The sequence below is a fragment of the Microbulbifer sp. HZ11 genome (assembly GCF_000708675.1).
In the GTDB taxonomy this organism is placed as follows: Bacteria; Pseudomonadota; Gammaproteobacteria; order Pseudomonadales; family Cellvibrionaceae; genus Microbulbifer.
In genome coordinates, this window is record NZ_JELR01000002.1 from 736701 (window position 1) to 754444 (window position 17744).

17 protein-coding genes are annotated in these 17744 nt (G+C 57.0%); 14 read left to right on the forward strand and 3 right to left on the reverse strand.

Annotation, left to right across the window (positions count from 1 at the left end; genetic code table 11):
• The first annotated feature begins 95 nt into the window (after positions 1 to 95).
• Positions 96 to 644, forward strand: coding sequence for a thioredoxin family protein (locus AU11_RS10805; RefSeq protein ID WP_043319326.1), 549 nt, complete (start codon positions 96 to 98; stop codon positions 642 to 644).
• A 221-nt stretch (positions 645 to 865) separates the two neighbouring features.
• On the opposite strand, the gene AU11_RS10810 is transcribed toward AU11_RS10805, so the two are convergent.
• On the reverse strand, positions 866 to 1573 hold the full coding sequence (locus AU11_RS10810) for a gamma-glutamyl-gamma-aminobutyrate hydrolase family protein (protein ID WP_043320415.1): 708 nt from the start codon (positions 1571 to 1573) through the stop codon (positions 866 to 868).
• A 216-nt stretch (positions 1574 to 1789) separates the two neighbouring features.
• Between AU11_RS10810 and AU11_RS10815 the strand changes: the two genes are divergently transcribed.
• The 7 genes from AU11_RS10815 to AU11_RS10845 all read left to right on the forward strand — a co-directional run bounded on the left by AU11_RS10815 (position 1790) and on the right by AU11_RS10845 (position 9799).
• Positions 1790 to 2527 carry an OmpW family protein gene (locus AU11_RS10815; RefSeq protein ID WP_043319328.1) on the forward strand — a complete coding sequence of 246 codons (738 nt, stop codon included), beginning with the start codon at positions 1790 to 1792 and terminating at the stop codon, positions 2525 to 2527.
• A 282-nt stretch (positions 2528 to 2809) separates the two neighbouring features.
• Positions 2810 to 4411, forward strand: coding sequence for an AbgT family transporter (locus tag AU11_RS10820; RefSeq protein WP_043319329.1), 1602 nt, complete (start codon positions 2810 to 2812; stop codon positions 4409 to 4411).
• A 158-nt stretch (positions 4412 to 4569) separates the two neighbouring features.
• Entirely contained in the window at positions 4570 to 5886 is a 1317-nt protein-coding gene (locus tag AU11_RS10825) for a M20 family metallopeptidase (RefSeq protein WP_231491852.1), read from the forward strand.
• Positions 5887 to 5957: 71 nt separating this feature from the next.
• The gene (locus AU11_RS10830; RefSeq protein WP_043319331.1) at positions 5958 to 6887 is read left to right on the forward strand and encodes a LysR family transcriptional regulator; all 930 of its coding nucleotides are present in this window, start codon (positions 5958 to 5960) and stop codon (positions 6885 to 6887) included.
• Between the two features lie 131 nt (positions 6888 to 7018).
• Positions 7019 to 8002: a zinc-dependent alcohol dehydrogenase family protein gene (locus AU11_RS10835; protein ID WP_043319333.1), complete on the forward strand. Its 984-nt coding sequence runs from the start codon at positions 7019 to 7021 to the stop codon at positions 8000 to 8002.
• A gap of 77 nt (positions 8003 to 8079) precedes the next feature.
• Positions 8080 to 8883, forward strand: a complete 804-nt coding sequence (locus tag AU11_RS10840; RefSeq protein ID WP_043319335.1) for a DUF4437 domain-containing protein — start codon at positions 8080 to 8082, stop codon at positions 8881 to 8883.
• Positions 8884 to 8944: 61 nt separating this feature from the next.
• Positions 8945 to 9799 (forward strand): SDR family NAD(P)-dependent oxidoreductase, encoded by an 855-nt coding sequence (locus tag AU11_RS10845; protein WP_043319337.1) that lies wholly within the window; start codon positions 8945 to 8947, stop codon positions 9797 to 9799.
• Positions 9800 to 9830: 31 nt separating this feature from the next.
• Here AU11_RS10845 and AU11_RS10850 read toward each other — a convergent pair whose 3' ends face one another.
• Positions 9831 to 11336 carry a DEAD/DEAH box helicase gene (locus AU11_RS10850; protein ID WP_043319339.1) on the reverse strand — a complete coding sequence of 502 codons (1506 nt, stop codon included), beginning with the start codon at positions 11334 to 11336 and terminating at the stop codon, positions 9831 to 9833.
• Positions 11337 to 11816: 480 nt separating this feature from the next.
• Between AU11_RS10850 and AU11_RS10855 the strand changes: the two genes are divergently transcribed.
• Positions 11817 to 12731 (forward strand): bile acid:sodium symporter family protein, encoded by a 915-nt coding sequence (locus AU11_RS10855; protein WP_043319340.1) that lies wholly within the window; start codon positions 11817 to 11819, stop codon positions 12729 to 12731.
• A 70-nt stretch (positions 12732 to 12801) separates the two neighbouring features.
• On the forward strand, positions 12802 to 13863 hold the full coding sequence (locus AU11_RS10860; RefSeq protein WP_051687182.1) for an alpha/beta hydrolase: 1062 nt from the start codon (positions 12802 to 12804) through the stop codon (positions 13861 to 13863).
• A gap of 159 nt (positions 13864 to 14022) precedes the next feature.
• On the opposite strand, the gene AU11_RS10865 is transcribed toward AU11_RS10860, so the two are convergent.
• Positions 14023 to 14883 (reverse strand): acyl-CoA thioester hydrolase/BAAT C-terminal domain-containing protein, encoded by an 861-nt coding sequence (locus AU11_RS10865; RefSeq protein WP_043319342.1) that lies wholly within the window; start codon positions 14881 to 14883, stop codon positions 14023 to 14025.
• A gap of 171 nt (positions 14884 to 15054) precedes the next feature.
• Here AU11_RS10865 and AU11_RS10870 point away from each other — a divergent pair, with 171 nt between their 5' ends.
• The 4 genes from AU11_RS10870 (at position 15055) to AU11_RS10885 (ending at position 17731) form a co-directional block, all read left to right on the forward strand.
• Positions 15055 to 15738 (forward strand): tyrosine-type recombinase/integrase, encoded by a 684-nt coding sequence (locus AU11_RS10870; protein ID WP_081848067.1) that lies wholly within the window; start codon positions 15055 to 15057, stop codon positions 15736 to 15738.
• A complete protein-coding gene (locus tag AU11_RS18680) occupies positions 15704 to 15850 on the forward strand; it encodes a hypothetical protein (RefSeq protein ID WP_255343229.1) in 147 nt (48 codons plus the stop codon). Before AU11_RS10870 ends, AU11_RS18680 begins: the two co-directional genes overlap by 35 nt.
• Complete coding sequence (locus AU11_RS10875) at positions 15850 to 16158, forward strand: transposase zinc-binding domain-containing protein (protein ID WP_043319344.1); 309 nt, start codon at positions 15850 to 15852, stop codon at positions 16156 to 16158. The genes AU11_RS18680 and AU11_RS10875 overlap by 1 nt, the downstream gene beginning before the upstream one ends.
• Before the next feature lie 29 nt (positions 16159 to 16187).
• Positions 16188 to 17731, forward strand: a protein-coding gene (locus AU11_RS10885) for an IS3 family transposase (protein WP_156035283.1) whose coding sequence is annotated in 2 segments (ribosomal slippage) — positions 16188 to 16659 and positions 16659 to 17731 — 1545 coding nt in all. Because the reading frame shifts where the segments join, the coding sequence is not laid out codon by codon here.
• The last annotated feature ends 13 nt before the right edge of the window (positions 17732 to 17744 follow it).

Here is a 17744-nt window from a genome sequence, read left to right on the forward strand (position 1 = left end):
GTAGTTCTCTCGCCGCGCCCCGCACCGCTGCATTCGCCCTCTGAACCCCGTACACTCGGCGGAACTGCCACCATAGAACCCGCAAGGAACACCCCATGGCCCTCACTCCCTCCACCATGATTCCTTTGGGCACCAACATGCCCGCCTTCACCCTCCCCGACGCGGAAGGCAAAACCGTCAGCAGCACCGACTACGCCGGCAAACCGCTACTGGTCATGTTTATCTGCAACCACTGCCCCTTCGTAAAACATATTGCCGACGCCCTCACCGCCTTCGCCAACCAGACCATGCCCAAAGGCCTCGGTATCGTCGCCATCAACAGCAACGACTTCACCAGCTACCCGGAAGACAGCCCTGAAAAAATGCGCGAGGAAATTGCACTGCGGGGATACCCGTTTGCCTATCTAGTGGATGAGGATCAATCCATCGCCAAAGCCTTTGACGCGGCCTGCACCCCGGACTTTTTTCTGTTCGATCAGGAAGGAAAGCTGGCGTATCGCGGCCAGTTTGATGGCAGTCGACCGGGAAATGATGAGCCAGTGAATGGAAAGGATTTAATGGAAGCTGTGGATAAAGTTCTAACCGGCGAGAAACCGAGTGAAGATCAGACGCCGTCTATCGGCTGCAATATAAAGTGGAAATAAAGCACTATCGCTAACGAAGCACAGCGTCAGATGCGAAGAGGGCGATGCCGGGTACAGGTTTGTGAAACCTTCCGCGAGAGGGGCCGAAGGCGCCGTGAATACATGGAGCGGCCGGGCCACCTCGCGGAAGAGCCCCCATGGATGGGTTCACGGCGTGTCTTGCAAGGCCGTACCCGGTAGCGGCACCGCCACCGGACTCAAATAGCATCTTTCGCCCGAGACTACGAAGCACTCTTCAAAAAAGCCAGCATCCAGCGCGCCACCGCACTCGCATGGATATCGTTGTGCAAGGACTCTTTACCCTTCTCCACCATATCCGCCCCGAACACCTCCTGCCGCAACTCCATCAGGCCCTTCGAATACGGCTTGGTAAACTCCGGGTGCGCCTGCATCGTAAGCATGTGCTCACCCACCTGCAGCATCGCATAAGGACAGAAATCACTGGACGCAATCACCTTCGTCTTCGGCGGCAACGCCACCACCTGATCCTGATGGCTCACCAACAGACTGAAGTTCTCCTGCGGCTCCAACATCCAGCCCGGCGTCTCCTGCACCTCATAACTGTGCACACCCACACCCCAGCCCTTCTCCGACTTGCGCGCCTCGCCACCCAGCGCCTGCGCAATCAGCTGGTGGCCAAAACAGATCCCCAGGGTCGGCTTCTCCCGGCGGTGCAGCTCCTGCACAAACGCCATCAACGGCGCAATCCACGGCTGATCATCGTAGACACCAGTTTTACTGCCCGTCATCAGATAGGCATCCACCTCATCAATATCTTGCGGATACTGCCCGTGCTGCACCTCATAGGTCACAAACTCCAGAGACGGATCCTCCCGCTGCAGCAGCGCCGCAAACATCTCCGGGTACTCCCCAAACTCATCCACCAACTGTGGCCGCACATCATCCGTCTTCAGAACACCAATTTTCATCTCTTCACCTAAATTACGCCGGAGATCCGAATTTGTGATCACATTATTGCGCCAGGCCACGCTTCTAACAACCCTGCGCGCACCGGGAGACGGAACCTTTGACAGGCTGGCACCGGATAAGACGCAAAAAGGTTGCGTAAACCAACGCCCGTCTAGACTCAGAGTGTTGCGGGAACCCGATGTTTTGCAACGCCATGTAGTTCAAGGAGCGACCTCATGAAAACTCTCAGCCTCGCCGCCGCCCTAATAGCGGCCTCTCTGAGCGCCAATCACTGCCTGGCGGATTATGAACAGGGGGACGTTGTTGTCCGCATAGGCTGGGGCCTTGTGGATCCGGATGACGACTCCGACCTGCTGCGCATCGACAATAGCATCTACCTGGACGATACCCGTGTCTATGTAGACGATGGAGACAGCGCAACCTTTACCGCCAGCTGGCTGTTCGCCGACCACTTCGCTCTGGGGCTGCTGGCGGCCCTGCCATTTGAGCACGACCTCGCGGTGGCTGGCCTGCCGGATCCAAACGGTGGCCTGCTGGGCAAAGTCGATCTCGGCAGCATCGAGCACCTTCCCCCCACCCTCACCGTACAGTGGTTCCCGGTGTGCAAGGAATCCTGGGTGCAGCCCTATGTGGGTATCGGTGTGAATTTCACCACCTTTATGGACGAGGACATCAGCAACGTCGCCCAGGAATACTTTGAGGACGTACTCGACGCCAGCAGCAACGCCCAATTGAAACTGGACGATTCCTGGGGCCTGGCCGGCGAGCTGGGGATCGACATCATGTTCGGCCGCGACAGCAACTGGCTGTTTAACGCGGCCGTCTGGTATCTGGACATCGATACCAAGGCGAAAATCGACTTCCGCACCAACCAGGGCTACAACACCCGCATCACCACCGATGTGGATATCGACCCCTGGGTGTATTCCGTCGGTCTCGGCTACAAATTCTGACCATACCATTACGCGGGCACCGCCGGTGCCCGCGCCCGCCGTATCGCACTGCCCCGTTCTACTCAGCCCTGCCAGTCCCTGACAAACATTGCATTGTGTGCCAATTAACTGGCAGCATATCCTTTAATAAACCGACAATTGGGCGGAACATTGCCCGAAAATTGCATAACCAGAGAATAAAAACCGGTATCGCTGCGCCAAAAGGCATCGCTGTCATTTTTCATGTATGATTGCGCGCCATTTGATCATTTTTTAGCCGGCAGGCGAGCCACAGGAGAAATAATGACGACATCCACTTCCTCGAGTGACATCCAGCCTGCCGGGCCTGGTAAGAAAACCGCGTTTACCCGCTTCCTCGATACGGTCGAGTGGCTGGGCAACCTGCTCCCTCACCCCATCACCCTGTTCGCCATGTTCGCCCTGGGCGTGGTGGTGTTGAGCGGCATCGCCTCTTTCTTCGATCTCTCGGTGATCGATCCGCGCCCGGAAGGCGCCGCGGGCCGCTCCGCAGACGGGGTGATCCACGTGGTGAACCTGCTCTCCGGCGAGGGACTGAGAACCATCGTCACAACACTGGTCACCAACTTTACCGGCTTTGCGCCGCTGGGCACGGTACTGGTGGCCCTGCTGGGTGTGGGCATTGCGGAACACTCCGGGCTGCTGTCTGCCGCCGTGCGCGGCATGGTACTGAAGGCCTCCAAGCGCACCGTCACCATTATCGTGGTGTTCGCCGGCATCATCTCCAATACCGCGTCTGAGCTGGGCTATGTGGTACTGATCCCGCTGGCGGCGATGATCTTCCACTCCCTCGGCCGTCACCCGCTGGCCGGTCTGGCCGCGGCCTTTGCCGGTGTCTCCGGTGGCTACAGCGCCAACCTGTTGCTGGGCACCGTGGACCCGCTGCTGTCCGGTATCACCGAATCCGCCGCGCATATGATCGACCCCAACTATGTAGTTGGCCCGGAAGTGAACTGGTACTTCATGATCGTCAGTACCTTCCTGATCACCGCCCTGGGCAGCTGGGTGACCATGGCGATCGTCGAGCCCAAACTGGGTAAATACGACAACAGCGAAGCCTCCGTGGACCTGTCCCAGGACAAAATGACCCAGCTGACCGCCGAGGAAAAACGCGGCCTGAAGTTCGCTGGCCTCGCGGTACTGGGCGTGTGCGGTTTGCTGGCACTCACCATCGTTCCCGAGTGGGGCGTGCTGCGTAACCAGGAGACTGGCGCCGTGGCCGGCTCCCCCTTCCTGAAGGGCATCGTGGCACTGATCGTGGTGTTCTTTGCGATCCCGGGCTTCGTCTACGGCAAGACCGTGGGCACCATGAAGAACGATCGCGACGTGATCGACGCCATGTCCAAGAGCATGGGCACCATGGGCATGTACATCGTGCTGGTGTTCTTCGCCGCGCAGTTCGTGGCCTTCTTCAAGATGACCAACCTGGGCACCATCTTTGCGGTGCTGGGTGCCGAGGCGCTGCAGAGCATTGGCCTCACCGGCCCGATTCTGTTCCTGTTCTTTATCATGATGTGTGGCGTGGTAAACCTGAGCCTGGGCAGCGCGTCGGCCCAGTGGGCGGTGACCGCGCCGATCTTTGTGCCGATGCTGATGCTGCTGGGCTATGCCCCGGAAGTGATCCAGGCGGCCTACCGGATCGGCGACTCCGTGACCAATATCATCACGCCGATGATGAGCTACTTCGGCCTGATCGTGTCTTTCGCCACCCGCTACAAGAAAGACCTGGGCATGGGTACGCTGATCTCCACCATGATCCCCTACTCCATTTTCTTCTTTATCGGCTGGACCGCCCTGTTCTTCCTGTGGGTGTTTGTGGCCGGTATGCCGGTGGGACCGGGCGCGGCGACTTACTTCAATATGTAAATCCCAACCTCCTCCTGACTTCCCGAAACCGCGCCCCCGAGCGCGGTTTTTTTTGCCCGGCGCAACCGTCACAGCCGCCTTCGGCGATCAGGATTGATTCTTGCTGCAGCGCATGGTTACCTAATTGTTGGCCATGCACTGCAACACAGGAAATCCGTGTGAATAATAATCCGATCAAAAAGACACTCCTCGCACTCGCCGTATCCCTCTCCCCGGCCTTCGCCCTTGTGCCTGCGGCACACGCCGCCGATCTGGACAAACAGCTGAAGCAGACCGAAGCCAAGGTCATCGAGTGGCGTCGCCACCTGCACCAGAACCCGGAGCTCGGCAACCGCGAATTCGAAACCGCCAAGTACATCACCGAGCACCTGAAAGCCCTCGGTATGGAAGTGGAAACCGGCATCGCCCACACCGGCGTAGTCGCTCTGCTCAAGGGTGGCAAGCCCGGCCCCACGGTGGCGCTGCGCGCGGATATGGATGCATTGCCGGTGACCGAGCAGGTGGATATTCCCTTCGCCTCCAAGGCCAAGACCGAGTACAACGGTGAGGAAGTGGGCGTGATGCACGCCTGTGGCCACGACACCCACGTCGCCATGTTGATGGGCGCCGCCCAGGTACTGGCAGATATGCGCGATGAGCTGGCCGGCAATGTGCTGTTTATCTTCCAGCCCGCAGAAGAAGGCGCGCCGGATGGCGAGGAAGGCGGTGCGGAACTGATGCTGAAGGAAGGCCTGTTCAAGAAATACAAACCGGACGTGGCGTTTGGCCAGCACGTGACCTCTAGCCTGCCGGTGGGCGTGATCGGTTACCGCTCCGGCCCGCTGATGGCGAGTTCCGATGAATTTCGTATCAACGTAAAAGGCCGCCAGACCCACGGCTCCCGTCCCTGGGGAGGCGTGGACCCGATCACCGCCGCGGCGCAGATCGTGATGGGCACCCAGACCTTGGTAAGCCGCCAGATCGACATCACCAAGGAGCCGGCGGTGGTTTCCTACGGCGTGATCGACGGCGGTGTGCGCAATAACATCATCCCCGACAGCGTCTACCTGAACGGCACCATCCGCAATTTCGATATGGACAACCGCCAGGAAATTTTCAAACGCCTCAAGGTGACCGCAGAGAAAATCGCCGAGAGCAGCGGCGCAGAAGCGGAAGTGGAAATTCTCGAAGGCTACCCGGTAACCGTGAACAACCCCGAGCTCACCGAAGCGGCCATCCCCGTACTGAAAGCGGCAGCCGGTGATGACAAGGTCATGGTGATCCCGAAAATTACCGGCGCCGAGGACTTTTCCTTCTTCGCCAATGAAGTACCGGGTTTTTACTACTTCCTCGGCGTCACCCCGAAGGGCACCGACCCGGCCACCGCCGCCAGCAACCATTCACCGCGTTTTTATGTGGATGAAAGTGCACTGGCCATCGGCACCAAAGCGATTACCCAGCTGGCGCTGGATTATTTCGACAGCCAGAAAAACTGATTCGGAAACCATTGCTCCACAAACGCGGCGGCAAACGGCCGCGTTTATTTCACAGTAGATGAATCTTGCCGATGGATACCGAAGCCATACGCCTGTTTGTACGGGCCGCAGAAATGCTGAATATCAGCGCCGCCGGGCGCGAGCTGGGTATGGCACCGGCAGTGGCCAGCGCCAAACTGGCCAAGCTGGAAAAGTCCCTTGGGGCAGATTTGTTGCACCGTTCGACACGCAAGGTGGCCCTCTCTCTGGAGGGGGCCGAATTCCTGCCCTTTGCCCGCGAAATTCTCGCTCAGGAAAGCGCCGCTTTTGCAGCCCTCGGTAAAGGCAACCTCGAAGCCACCGGTACCCTGCGCTTCACCGCGCCGAGTACGTTTGCGCAACTTTACATTGCGCCGATCCTGCCGGAATTTATGCAGCGCCACCCCAAGATCCATCTGGACCTGCGACTCACGGATATGGAGTTCGACCTGATCGAGGGGAGCTTTGATCTGGCACTGCGCTACGCGGCACTGCCAGACAGCAGCCTGAAAGGGCGTAAGCTTGCGGACGATGTACTGGTGCTGTGCGCGTCCCCCGAATACCTCGACCGCTACGGGATACCAGAAACCCCCGAGGCCCTGAATCAGCACCAGCTGATCGCCTTTCGCGGACTCGCGGCCACGCCCCTTGTCGCCGAAGATGGCCGCCGCGGTGAGTTCGCCCCCCGTGCCGCTGGCTCGCGCCTGACCATGGACGACGGCGCCAGCCAGCGCATTGCTACCATCGCCGGCGCCGGTATTTCCCTGAACGCTCTATGGAGTGTCAAACGGGACCTGGATGCCGGCTCCCTGGTCCAGGTACTCCCGGACTACCAGGCCGAAACCCGTGCGGCGCTGTGGCTTGTCTACCCTCAATCCAACGCCCTGACCGCCAAGGTCCGGGTGTTTATCGACTTCCTGCTCGACCGGATCGGCCAGCGACCCATCTGGCTACAAAGCCATTTATATAGAAAAACCAAATAGTGAACTCCGATTTAGGCCGTTTTTATCGAAAAATAAAACGCCTATCGTAGAGCTATTCGACGGATTTCGTTCAATAGCCATTTGCTGTGGAGACCGCTCATCCAGCGTCCCGGCATCGACAGGAGTACACCATGAAAGCCATGATCCTCAATGAGTACGGCGCAAACGCAAGTTTTCACGCCACCGACTTACCGCGCCCGGACGTCAAACCCGGCCACCTGCTGGTACGCGTCGCCGCCTCCAGCGTAAACACTGTCGACACCATGATCCGCCAGATGGGCAAGGAGCTACCCCTGTCACCGGATCTGCCCGCAGTCCTCGGCATGGACTTTGCGGGCACAGTGGAAGAGGTGGGTGAAGGTGTCGGAGATTTCCAGCCCGGCGATGAAGTCTACGGTTGTGCCGGCGGGCTGGCAGACCTGCAGGGCAGCCTCGCCGAGTTCATGTTGGCTGACGCGCGCCTGGTCGCGCACAAACCCAAAACCCTCTCCATGCGTGAAGCGGCTGCGCTCCCCCTGGTTGGCATCACCGCCTTCGAAGGCTTAACACGGGCCGGCGCACAGGCAGGCAAACGCGTACTGGTCCACGGCGGTGCTGGTGGTGTCGGCCACGTCGCAGTCCAGCTGGCGCAACACTTCGGTGCCGATACATACGCCACCGGCCACGGCGAGCAATTAGAGATTATCCAAGGGTACGGAGCCACCGCCATCGACTTCAAGAAAGAGAAGGTCGCTGACTATGTGGAAAAACACACCGGCGGGACCGGCTTCGATATCGTGTTCGACTCCGTGGGTGGTACGAACCTGACAAATTCCTTTGAGGCCGCAGCGCTCAACGGTGAAATCGCCACCACCGTCGCACTGCTCGACCTGGACCTGAGCCCGGCCCATTTCAAGGGATTATCACTGCATGTGGTATTTATGCTGATCCCCATGCTGCACAACGTGCAGCGGGAAACCCACGGCGCCATCCTGAAAGAGCTGGCAGAAATTATTGATACCGGCGCACTGAAACCCTTAGTGGATGACACCTACTTTAGCCTGGAAGACATCGGCCGCGCTCAGGATCACCTCACCCAGGGCAAAGCTGTCGGCAAGGTTGTGGTAGAAAATTGATCTACCCCGCAAGCCCACGCGAGGTCTCAGCGCCCTTCCGAAGGCGGGGCGCTATTCATGATCGGGAGAAAAACCAAATGAAAAAATTTGCATTAACCGCTGTAGCTCTCGCGGTAAGCCTGTTTGCTTTGCCGAGCGTTGCAGACAGTCACAAAGTGATTGCCACCGACAGTATCCAATGGGGCCTGCTAAACCCGCTCAGAGGGGATGCCAGCCCCAAAGCCGCTGACCTGTGGGGGGACCGCACCAAAAATATGGCAACCGGTATGCTGGTGAAATTCGAAAAAGGCTTCTCTTCGCCGCCGCATATCCACAACATCAGTTACCGTGGCGTGGTAATCGAGGGGCAAATGCACAATGACGACCCAGGTGCCGAGAAGATGTGGCTTTCAACCGGTTCTTTCTGGACTCAGCCTGCGGGTGAAACACACATCACCGCTGCCAAGGGGCAGAGCAATCTGATTTACCTGGAAATCGACAGCGGTCCGTATCTCGTACAGCCAGCGGAGAAAGCATTCGATAATGGCGAGCGCCCCATCAATATCGATGAACGCAACCTGGTTTGGCTGGACGCAAACGATATTTCCTGGCTGGATAATGGCAATGCTCAGGTGGCCTACCTCTGGGGCAGAACGGAGGCTGCCAATGGCAGCTTTGTCAAATTACCTGCAGGGTTTAACGGTGCTATCGAAAGTCACCGAGGCCTTAAAGCCGTCGTGGTGAGTGGTGATGCCACCTATCAGTGGAATAGTGAGAAATCAAAGACTGCTTTATCACCAAGCAGCTTTTTCAGCTCGAACGGGAACGGCAAACACCGAATCAAAACTGACAGTCAAACGGTGCTCTATATCAACTCCAACGGACGATACCGTATTGAGTGATCGTTGCGCGTGAATAATCAAGCGTAAGGCCCGTGTACCGGTGAACACAAATGGAGGCCCCATGAATCCGAACAAAAAAACCATCCTTATCACCGGAGCCACCGATGGCCTCGGACTGGCAACGGCGCGAGCACTGTATGCCAAGGGGCACCGGGTTCTATTGCACGGTCGTAGCGCCACCAAGCTGGCCGCCGTGCGGGATACCATCGCGGGAAGCGATGAAACGGCATCAGCGAATCGCGACGCCCCCCTCGACCCCGCTGATAGTTACCTCGCTGATTTATCGGTACTGAAAGAGGTGAAAACCTTCGCGCGAGCGGTAGCCAGGGATCATGCCACCATTGACGTCATCATTAACAATGCGGGTGTCTTTCAGGCAGCGGAAACACGCACTGCAGATAATCTCGATATCCGTTTCGCAGTAAATACGTTCGCGCCTTTTTTGCTTACCCGGTTATTGATGTCAACCCTCACAGAGGAAGCGCGCGTGGTGAACCTGTCATCGGCCGCGCAGTCACCGGTCGATCTCCAGGCACTGGAAGGGCAGCGCCCTATCGCCGACGCCTTTAACGCTTACGCCCAGAGCAAGCTGGCACTGACCATGTGGAGCGCACACCAGGCTCGACGGAACGGGGGTCAGGGCCCATTGATAGTCGCGGTGAATCCAGGTTCCCTACTCGCCACCAAAATGGTGAAAGAGGGATTCGGGCAGGCGGGTAATGATATTCAGATAGGGGCGAACATCCTTGTCCGTGCGGCCCTCTCCAGTGAGTTCGAGGGCGCCTCAGGGAAATATTTCGACAACGACAAAGGCGCCTTTTCCGCACCTCATATAGATGCATTGAATGCGGAAAAATGCCAGGCCGTCGTCGCCAGTATCGGATCGATTTTACAGCGCGCCGGCGTCAGTTGTTGAACACCGGCTGGCGCAAGCGAAAATCGTGGTGTTACGCAGATTCCGTGCGACGCTGGGGGCGACGACCGCGGTTGCCATTGTTGTTACTACTGTTGTTGCCATTACCGTTATCGGACGCGGACCGGCTGCGGTTACCGCCATTGCCGTTGCGGCGGTTGCCATTGCCACGGTTTCCTTCGCTGCGGTTACCGTCACTGCGATTTCCATCGCTACGGTTTCCATCACCGCGTCGGCCCTCACCACGGCCAGCACCGCCGGAGCGACTACCAGAAGCGGCGCCGCGGCCGCCATTGCCGCTGCGGTTACCGCTTTTATTGCCGCCGCCACTTCTCGCTGCCGGCTTGGCGCCACCACGACGCACCTGATTACCTTTGCCCGCTTTGCCACCGGAGGCCGGCAGTTGGTGATCCGGCTCAAAGCCTTCAATCTCTTCCCGCTCGATCGGCTTCTGGATCAGCTTTTCGATATCCCACAGCTGCTTGGCTTCATCCGCTGAAACCAGAGACACCGCCTGGCCGGAAGCACCGGCACGGCCGGTACGACCAATGCGGTGCACGTAATCTTCCGGCACGTTCGGCAGATCGAAGTTCACTACCTGCGGCAGTTGGTCGATATCAATACCGCGAGCGGCGATATCGGTGGCCACCAGAATCTGCACCTTGCCGGCTTTAAAGTCGGCCAGGGCCTTGGTGCGCGCATTCTGGCTTTTATTGCCGTGAATCGCTGCCGCCGGAATCCGGCTCTGTTCCAGCTGTTTGGCCAGACGGTTGGCACCGTGCTTGGTACGGCTGAACACCAGCGCCTGATGCCAGCCATTTTCCTTGATCAGGTGACACAGCAGAGATGCCTTGCGGGACTTATCCACAGGGTGCAGCTTCTGGTGCACGGTCTTGGTAGTGCTGTTGCGCGGCGCCACGTCGATTTCTACCGGGTCATTCACCAGGCCCTTGGCCAGGCTGCGGATTTCCGGAGAGAAGGTCGCTGAGAACAGTAGATTCTGACGCTTGGCCGGCAGTACCTTCAGGATTTTCTTGATGTCGTGGATAAAGCCCATGTCCAGCATGCGGTCGGCTTCGTCCAGCACCAGGGTTTCCAATTGGTCGAACTTGATCGCGCGCTGGTTATACAGGTCCAGCAGACGGCCCGGAGTGGCGACAAGAATGTCCGCACCACCGCGCAGGCGCATCATCTGCGGGTTGATCTTCACCCCGCCAAACACCACCGAGTGACGCATGGGCAGGTACTGGCTGTAGCTCTGTACGTTGTCGAACACCTGCGCCGCCAGTTCGCGGGTAGGGGTCAGCACCAGGGCGCGCACCTGGTTGTTGCGCGCACGCTCACCGGCGCTCAGTTTGTGCAGCAGCGGCAGGGTAAAACCGGCCGTCTTACCGGTACCCGTCTGGGCCGCCGCCATCACATCACCACCACGCATCACCACAGGGATGGCCTGCTCCTGGATCGGGGTGGGTTTGGTATAGCCCTGCTCCGCAACGGCGCGGGCAATTTCCGGCACAAGGCCGAGATCTTCAAAAAGCATAGATTTTCTTACTTGAGAGCAGCCTGCGGAACAATCACGCCGGCTCGCGTAGCGCCCGAGCCAGTTGCTCCGGGCAAAAATAGAAATGCTCAAACCGCCGCACCCTCTTACCTAGCAGGGCCGATGTTCCACGGAGTGAGATTGGTAGCCGCCAAAGGCGTTAGCCGAATTTACTCAAACGGCTGGGTGCGGCATTCAGTAGAAATGGGTTCAGAGACACGATTAAGAACAGTGTTCCGGAATTGAGCCGAAAATCGATCCGGCCTACAGATGACGCAACTGGCAGTTACGCCAGCCGCGGCACTATAACACAGCGGGGTAGACTGCCCAGTTTTATTTTCAACGCCTTACTCGAGGCGACGGTTGCCACGGCCACCTCCCCGGTGCGGCACCCATGTCCTCAGAAAACTTGCCAAGCAATGGAAGCTCCGGCACTTTGGGCTATACCAATAAGAGCAAATAAAAAATCCGGAGCTTCCCATGGAATCCAGCCCGCTTATCTCGATCGGCCTCCCCCTGTCCCTGTTTATCATCATGGTCGGCATTGGTATGACCCTCTCCGCCCGGGACTTTCACCAGGTCACGGTCAAGCCCGCCGGACTGATCATCGGCACCATCACCCAGATTGTCGTCATGCCGCTGGTCGCCTTTGCACTGGCATGGGCGCTACAGCTGCCGCCGGCCATGGCGGTGGGGCTGGTGATTATTGCCGCCTGCCCAGGGGGTACCACCTCCAACCTGTTTACCTTGCTGGCCAAGGGCAATGTCGCTCTATCCATTGTCCTCACCGTATCTGCCAGCCTGATCACCATCATGAGCCTGCCCCTGTTCGCCAACTACGCACTGCAGGCGTTCTCAGGTACCCAGCAGGAGATCACCCTGCCCTTCGGCAAAACCGTGTTGATGCTCTCCGCCATCGTTCTGCTGCCGGTCGCCATCGGCATGGGATTGAAAGCCCTGCGCCCGAAACTGGCAGCGCGGGCTGAGGGTCTGGTGAGTGTATTTGGTGGACTGGTGCTGGCGTTGCTGATCGCCGGGATCATTTACGGCATGCGCGACCGCGTTATCGACCTGCTGATCCAGGCCGGCCCCGCTACCGTCGCCCTGAATATTCTGGGTATCGCTATTGGCCTGCTCTGCACCCGCGCTGCCGGCCTGGGAAGCCGCGAACGCCTTGCGGTCGCCACCGAGCTGGGTATCAAAAACGGCACACTCGGATTGATGGTGACACTCACCCTGCTGCAATCCAATGAGATGTCGGTACCCTCGGCCATCTACGGCGTCATCATGTTCCCGATCGGGTTCCTGCTTGCCGCATACGGCCGCCGGCTCGCCAGGGCTTCAGCGACCTCCGCAAGCGCCGAAGAGCGCACCTGTACTGCCGAAGCCGGCTAAACGACAGCCCGTCTGGCATTCACTCGAAATGCCCCGTAGAGTGGCCTCACCACAACATGTGAGGCCACCCATGCTCCTCAAAAGCTCACCTAGCGCCCTTCGCTCTGCCCTCGTCACTCTGCTATTCCTACTCGCAGGCTACACAACCTCGGCTTCGGCCGAATCAACGCCGGAGCAGATAACGAGCCCCCAGCTCGAATACCGGGATATCCCGTGGGCAAAGGCCGGCGCCAAGACCCTCACCACCGACATTTATGTACCTAACACCGGCCGCCAACGGTATCCGGTTGTGATCATCTATCACGGCGGCGGCTGGCTGATTAACGACAACAGCATCATGGAATCCACTGCCAGATACCTCGCACGAAATGGCGAGTTTGTGGTCGCCAACATGAACTACCGACTGCTCGGTGATAACCAGAACACCACAACCATGGGCGAAATTATTGAGGACGCGCTCGGCGGATTTCTGTGGGTAGAAGAGCATATTTCCAAGTATGGCGGTGATCCGGGCCGTATTGCCGTTACCGGCGATAGCGCCGGTGGCCACTTGAGCGCCATGGTCGTGCTCGCTGCGACTAATCTGAGCAGTAGACCTTTCGGCCCGGGTAACCTCTCATTCCGGCCTACCTATATCCCCGCCGGAAAAACACCGGAACAGATCGCAAACCGGGAGCAGAGCCCGATAAAAGCGGCGGTACTGAGCTACGGTGTGTTTGATCTTGAAAAGCGAGTCCGCGAAGGTCTGGAGTCTCCGGGTAACGGCTTTTGGCAAATGGGCGGCGCCAAAGCGCGTAGCATTTTCGGTAACGATATTAGCGTCGCCACACATCCCGAGCTCTACCAGGCCGTATCGCCAATTCATCTGATACCTGATGTACAGGACCGAAAGCTACCCGCAACATTTGCTCACGTCGGCAGTATGGATACAACGACACCGCCAGCAGCCGTTAAGAAGTTTGCAGATCATCTGGAAACGGCGGGGCAAGCAGTACTATTCAAAGAGTACGCAGACAAAAATCATGCTTTTCTCGATAATGGCTGCAACGAATATCTAGGCAACTGTTTTGATGATGATGCACCGGACACTCTGGACGATATGATCCAATTTCTGCAAACGCATCTGAAATAACATCAAGGTCCACATGGCACATTGGGCTCCATCAACTACTGACGAGCCCTTGTCGAGCCAAAGAGCTTGGCCGATTCGCAATTACAAGAACCGAGCGCTATTCCAGTCATCGACATTTCCGTTCCTTTCCGTCTAACGACTACTCCTGGGCTAGTCGTCCTACCGCTGCGCCTGGTTAGCCGCTTTCAGTTTACTAACAAACGTCTTATTCATATCCGTATTTTTCTGAAGAAACTCTTCACCCAGCAAATGACTGGAATTTTTGTAATTCAGATGTTCACATTTACCTGGCGTTTTTGCATTTATTTTGTTGCAAACAGCCGCTGCCATTTGAGATGCGGGCCAAATCTCATCTTCCCCACCTGACATGAGTATGACTTGCGCATGAATATCTTCGACGGGAATGTCTGCTTTACCGCTGTCATGTCGATTTTGAAGTGATTGAGAATACAAATCATGCAAACCTTTCACTTCTCCCGAAGGTCTAAAAGGCACATAAACTAAATCTTGCCCATTTTCGGTCCAACTTGACGCAGGCACTTTGGTCCAATCTTTCAGTATCCCCGCCCAAACTACAGAGCTTGGTGCGATAGCTATTACATGTGATATCTGCTCATCCCTGGATGCAAGCATGAGCGCCAACTCCGCACCCTTGGACCAGCCGACGACAATCAATTTGTCTGAACTTATACCTTGCTGACTTTTCAACCATGACTTAGCTGGAGAAAAATACTCTAATGGTATTTGCTCTAACTCTTCGGGCAAACCTTCCGCATTAAAATACGCTAGCGCCAATGCGGGATACCCCGCTTCCGCTATAGAGCTTGCCAACTCAAAGGGTATCCCCCCTTCTGCACCTCCTAGAACCAACACCCCAATCTTTTCCTCGTTTGATTCCTGGGGGTAAAACTTGCCTACAAATCCTTCCTTCTTGTACTCCAGGTTGATACTAGATGCATAAAGGTTACAACTAATTATTGATATAGTGATTGAAAATAAAATTATTACTTTTCTTACCATTTTCTAACTCCGTAAGATTTCAGTTTAAGCTAACGGCTAACGCCCACGGAAGGAGCGGATTACCTTTCCCGTGTTTTTCGCAAAAATTAAAACGTAGCGACGCGACTTGTTAAATTTCAGCTTTGCCTAGAGTCATCGCTTGGCTTCAGAAATTACCGTTTCCAGCCTCTTCTGAAGCGCCTCTCTTCACACTTTGACGCCTGTCCCGACAACCTCTCGACCGATCAACTGGAGCAGTACTTTTCTGATCTGGTGGACTCCCACTCATGGAGCACGGTCAAAGTAGATCGCAATGGCCTGCAGTTCTTCTGGAAACACATTCTCAAGCAGGACTGGCAGTGGCTGGATATCGTCAGGGCACCCAAAATCCAATCTCTGCCCGATATTCTCACGCCTCAGGAGGTCGAGCAACTGATCAGCACCGCGCGCAAGCTGCGCTACCGGGTCTTTATTCTCGCCACCTATTCGATGGGGCTGCGTTTGAGTGAGACGCTGTCCCTAGAGGTAGGTGATATTGACGCTGGCCGCAAACAGGTGCATATCCGTCGCGGCAAGGGCCACAAGGATCGCCGAGTGCCGCTGCCAGACCTTACCTATCGCGCTCTGCAGGCGCTGTGGTGTCGGCACCGCCATCCGCGCCTGCTGTTCCCCAACGCATCGGGCGATATGGAACAAATCCAGCTGGCCAGAACACCCATGGGCCGGAGCAGCGCCCAAACAGCAATGAAGGCGTTGCTGCACCAATGCGGGATAAAAAAAAGCCTCGGTACATTCCCTGCGTCACAGCTTTACTACCCACCTGCTGGAACGCGGCCTGAGTCTGCGCCAGATTCAAGCACTGCTGGGGCACGCTAGCCCCACTACCACCGCCCGCTATATCCATCTTACCGAGCTCAGCCAACAGGACACTGCCGCCACCATCAATGCGCTGGTTAACACCCTGCATGTCGATCTATGGAGGCCGTAATGCATCTGGCCGACCTGATTGAGCGCTATCAAGAGGCGCTCTTACAAAAGTATGCTGGGCGCCTGCTACCGGAACAGCGACGGGCGATAGCGGCGATCCTACGCTGCCGTACCAGCGCTGCTGGCGAGATACTATGGCAATGTAACGATTGCAATCACTCTCTGTTGAACCCGCGCTCCTGTGGACATCGGAGTTGCCCCCGGTGCCAGAATCACGAGGTCACCCAGTGGCTGGCACGGCAGCGCCGCAAGCTGTTGCCGGTGGAGTACTTCATGGTGACTTTTACCCTCCCCTATGTGTCAGGGTAGTTGTCGCCTGAACTTTTCAGAGGACAACCATGCCCCACTATTCACCTGAACGTAAAGAGGCCATCCTCAAGAAGATGGCGCCGCCTCACAGCATGACCGTTGCCGAACTGGCGAGCCAGGAAGGCATCAGTACCGCTACCCTGTACAATTGGCGTAAAGCCGCCAGACAACGAGGTGCTGTTTTGCCTTCCAACTCTGCTACTCCCGATAATTGGAGTAGCGAAGAAAAATTCAAAGTCGTCCTTGAAACTGCCCCAATGACTGAGGCGGAGCTCAGTGAATACTGCCGCAAGAAAGGCCTTTACCCCGAGCAGATTGAGGCCTGGAAAACGGCCTGCATGTCAGCCAATGCTGTATCTGACGAGCAGTCTAAACGCAACCAAAAGGCCAGTAAGGCCGAGAAAAAGCGTATCAAAAAGCTTGAGGCAGAGCTGCGACGTAAGGAGAAGGCGCTCGCTGAAACCGCTGCGCTCCTCACACTGTCAAAAAAAGCCGAGGCGATCTGGGGCCACAAAGACGAGGACGAATGACCAGCCTCCCAGATCGCCAGCAGATCGTTGCTCTGATTGCCGAAGCCAATCGCAGCGGAGCCCGGCTGGCCAAGGCCTGTGCCTTGCTGAACTTGAGCGTACGCACCTATCAACGCTGGGTCACTGACGAGGTTGTCAGGGAAGATCAGAGGCCCGTGGTGCCGAGGCCGGAGCCATCGAACAAACTGACGGCTAAGGAGCGTCAAGCCGTAATAGCCCTGTGTAATCAACCTGAATACCGAAGCTGCCCTCCAGCATTTATTGTTGCTGACCAGCTGGATCAGGGCCATTATCTCGCCTCTGAATCAACGCTCTACCGGGTTTTACATGAATACAATCAAGTCCACCGTAGAGGCCGCCAGAAGGCGCCGGAGCGGAAGCGAGCAGCGACCACACACAAAGCATCAGAACCAAACTGTCTGTGGTCGTGGGATATCTCGTGGCTACCAGGACCAGCATGCGGAACCTGGTATTACCTTTACTTGGTTATGGATGTTTACAGCCGGAAAATTGTCGGCCATGAGGTGTATGAGCGTGAGACCGGAGAGTTGGCTTGTGAGTTTATCGAGAAAGCCTGCTGGCGTGAGCGCCTGACGGCGAAGAGCAAGCCGCTTGTACTGCACTCCGATAATGGTAGCCCCATGAAGGCGGCGACATTCCTGGAGAAACTGTATGACCTTGGTATAACCCCCTCGAACAGCCGCCCCCGAGTGAGCAACGACAATGCCTACTCTGAGTCATTGTTCAAGACGCTGAAGTTCCGACCGGGCTTCCCGGCAAGTGGCTTCAAAACGATCAATGAAGCTCGGAACTGGGTGCTGGCGTTTGTGCGATGGTACAACACCGAGCATCGCCACAGTGGCTTGAACTACGTAACACCTGAGCAACGCCATAATGGAGAGGCTCACGAGATACTGATTCAGCGCAAAGTTGTGCTTGAGGCTGCGAAGGCCAAGAACCCTCGACGCTGGTCAGGAGAAACCAGAAACCTCAGCTTGCCGGAGTCAGTAATGCTGAACCCGGACAAGGCGGTAAATTGTTAAAGAGCTGATACCT

Coding starts and splice junctions, on each gene's coding strand:
- AU11_RS10805 (WP_043319326.1), top strand. CDS start 96: ATGGCCCTCACTCCCTCCACCATGATTCCTTTGGGCACCAACATGCCC.
- AU11_RS10810 (WP_043320415.1), bottom strand. CDS start 1,573: ATGAAAATTGGTGTTCTGAAGACGGATGATGTGCGGCCACAGTTGGTG.
- AU11_RS10815 (WP_043319328.1), top strand. CDS start 1,790: ATGAAAACTCTCAGCCTCGCCGCCGCCCTAATAGCGGCCTCTCTGAGC.
- AU11_RS10820 (WP_043319329.1), top strand. CDS start 2,810: ATGACGACATCCACTTCCTCGAGTGACATCCAGCCTGCCGGGCCTGGT.
- AU11_RS10830 (WP_043319331.1), top strand. CDS start 5,958: ATGGATACCGAAGCCATACGCCTGTTTGTACGGGCCGCAGAAATGCTG.
- AU11_RS10835 (WP_043319333.1), top strand. CDS start 7,019: ATGAAAGCCATGATCCTCAATGAGTACGGCGCAAACGCAAGTTTTCAC.
- AU11_RS10840 (WP_043319335.1), top strand. CDS start 8,080: ATGAAAAAATTTGCATTAACCGCTGTAGCTCTCGCGGTAAGCCTGTTT.
- AU11_RS10845 (WP_043319337.1), top strand. CDS start 8,945: ATGAATCCGAACAAAAAAACCATCCTTATCACCGGAGCCACCGATGGC.
- AU11_RS10850 (WP_043319339.1), bottom strand. CDS start 11,336: ATGCTTTTTGAAGATCTCGGCCTTGTGCCGGAAATTGCCCGCGCCGTT.
- AU11_RS10855 (WP_043319340.1), top strand. CDS start 11,817: ATGGAATCCAGCCCGCTTATCTCGATCGGCCTCCCCCTGTCCCTGTTT.
- AU11_RS10860 (WP_051687182.1), top strand. CDS start 12,802: ATGCTCCTCAAAAGCTCACCTAGCGCCCTTCGCTCTGCCCTCGTCACT.
- AU11_RS10865 (WP_043319342.1), bottom strand. CDS start 14,883: ATGGTAAGAAAAGTAATAATTTTATTTTCAATCACTATATCAATAATT.
- AU11_RS10875 (WP_043319344.1), top strand. CDS start 15,850: ATGCATCTGGCCGACCTGATTGAGCGCTATCAAGAGGCGCTCTTACAA.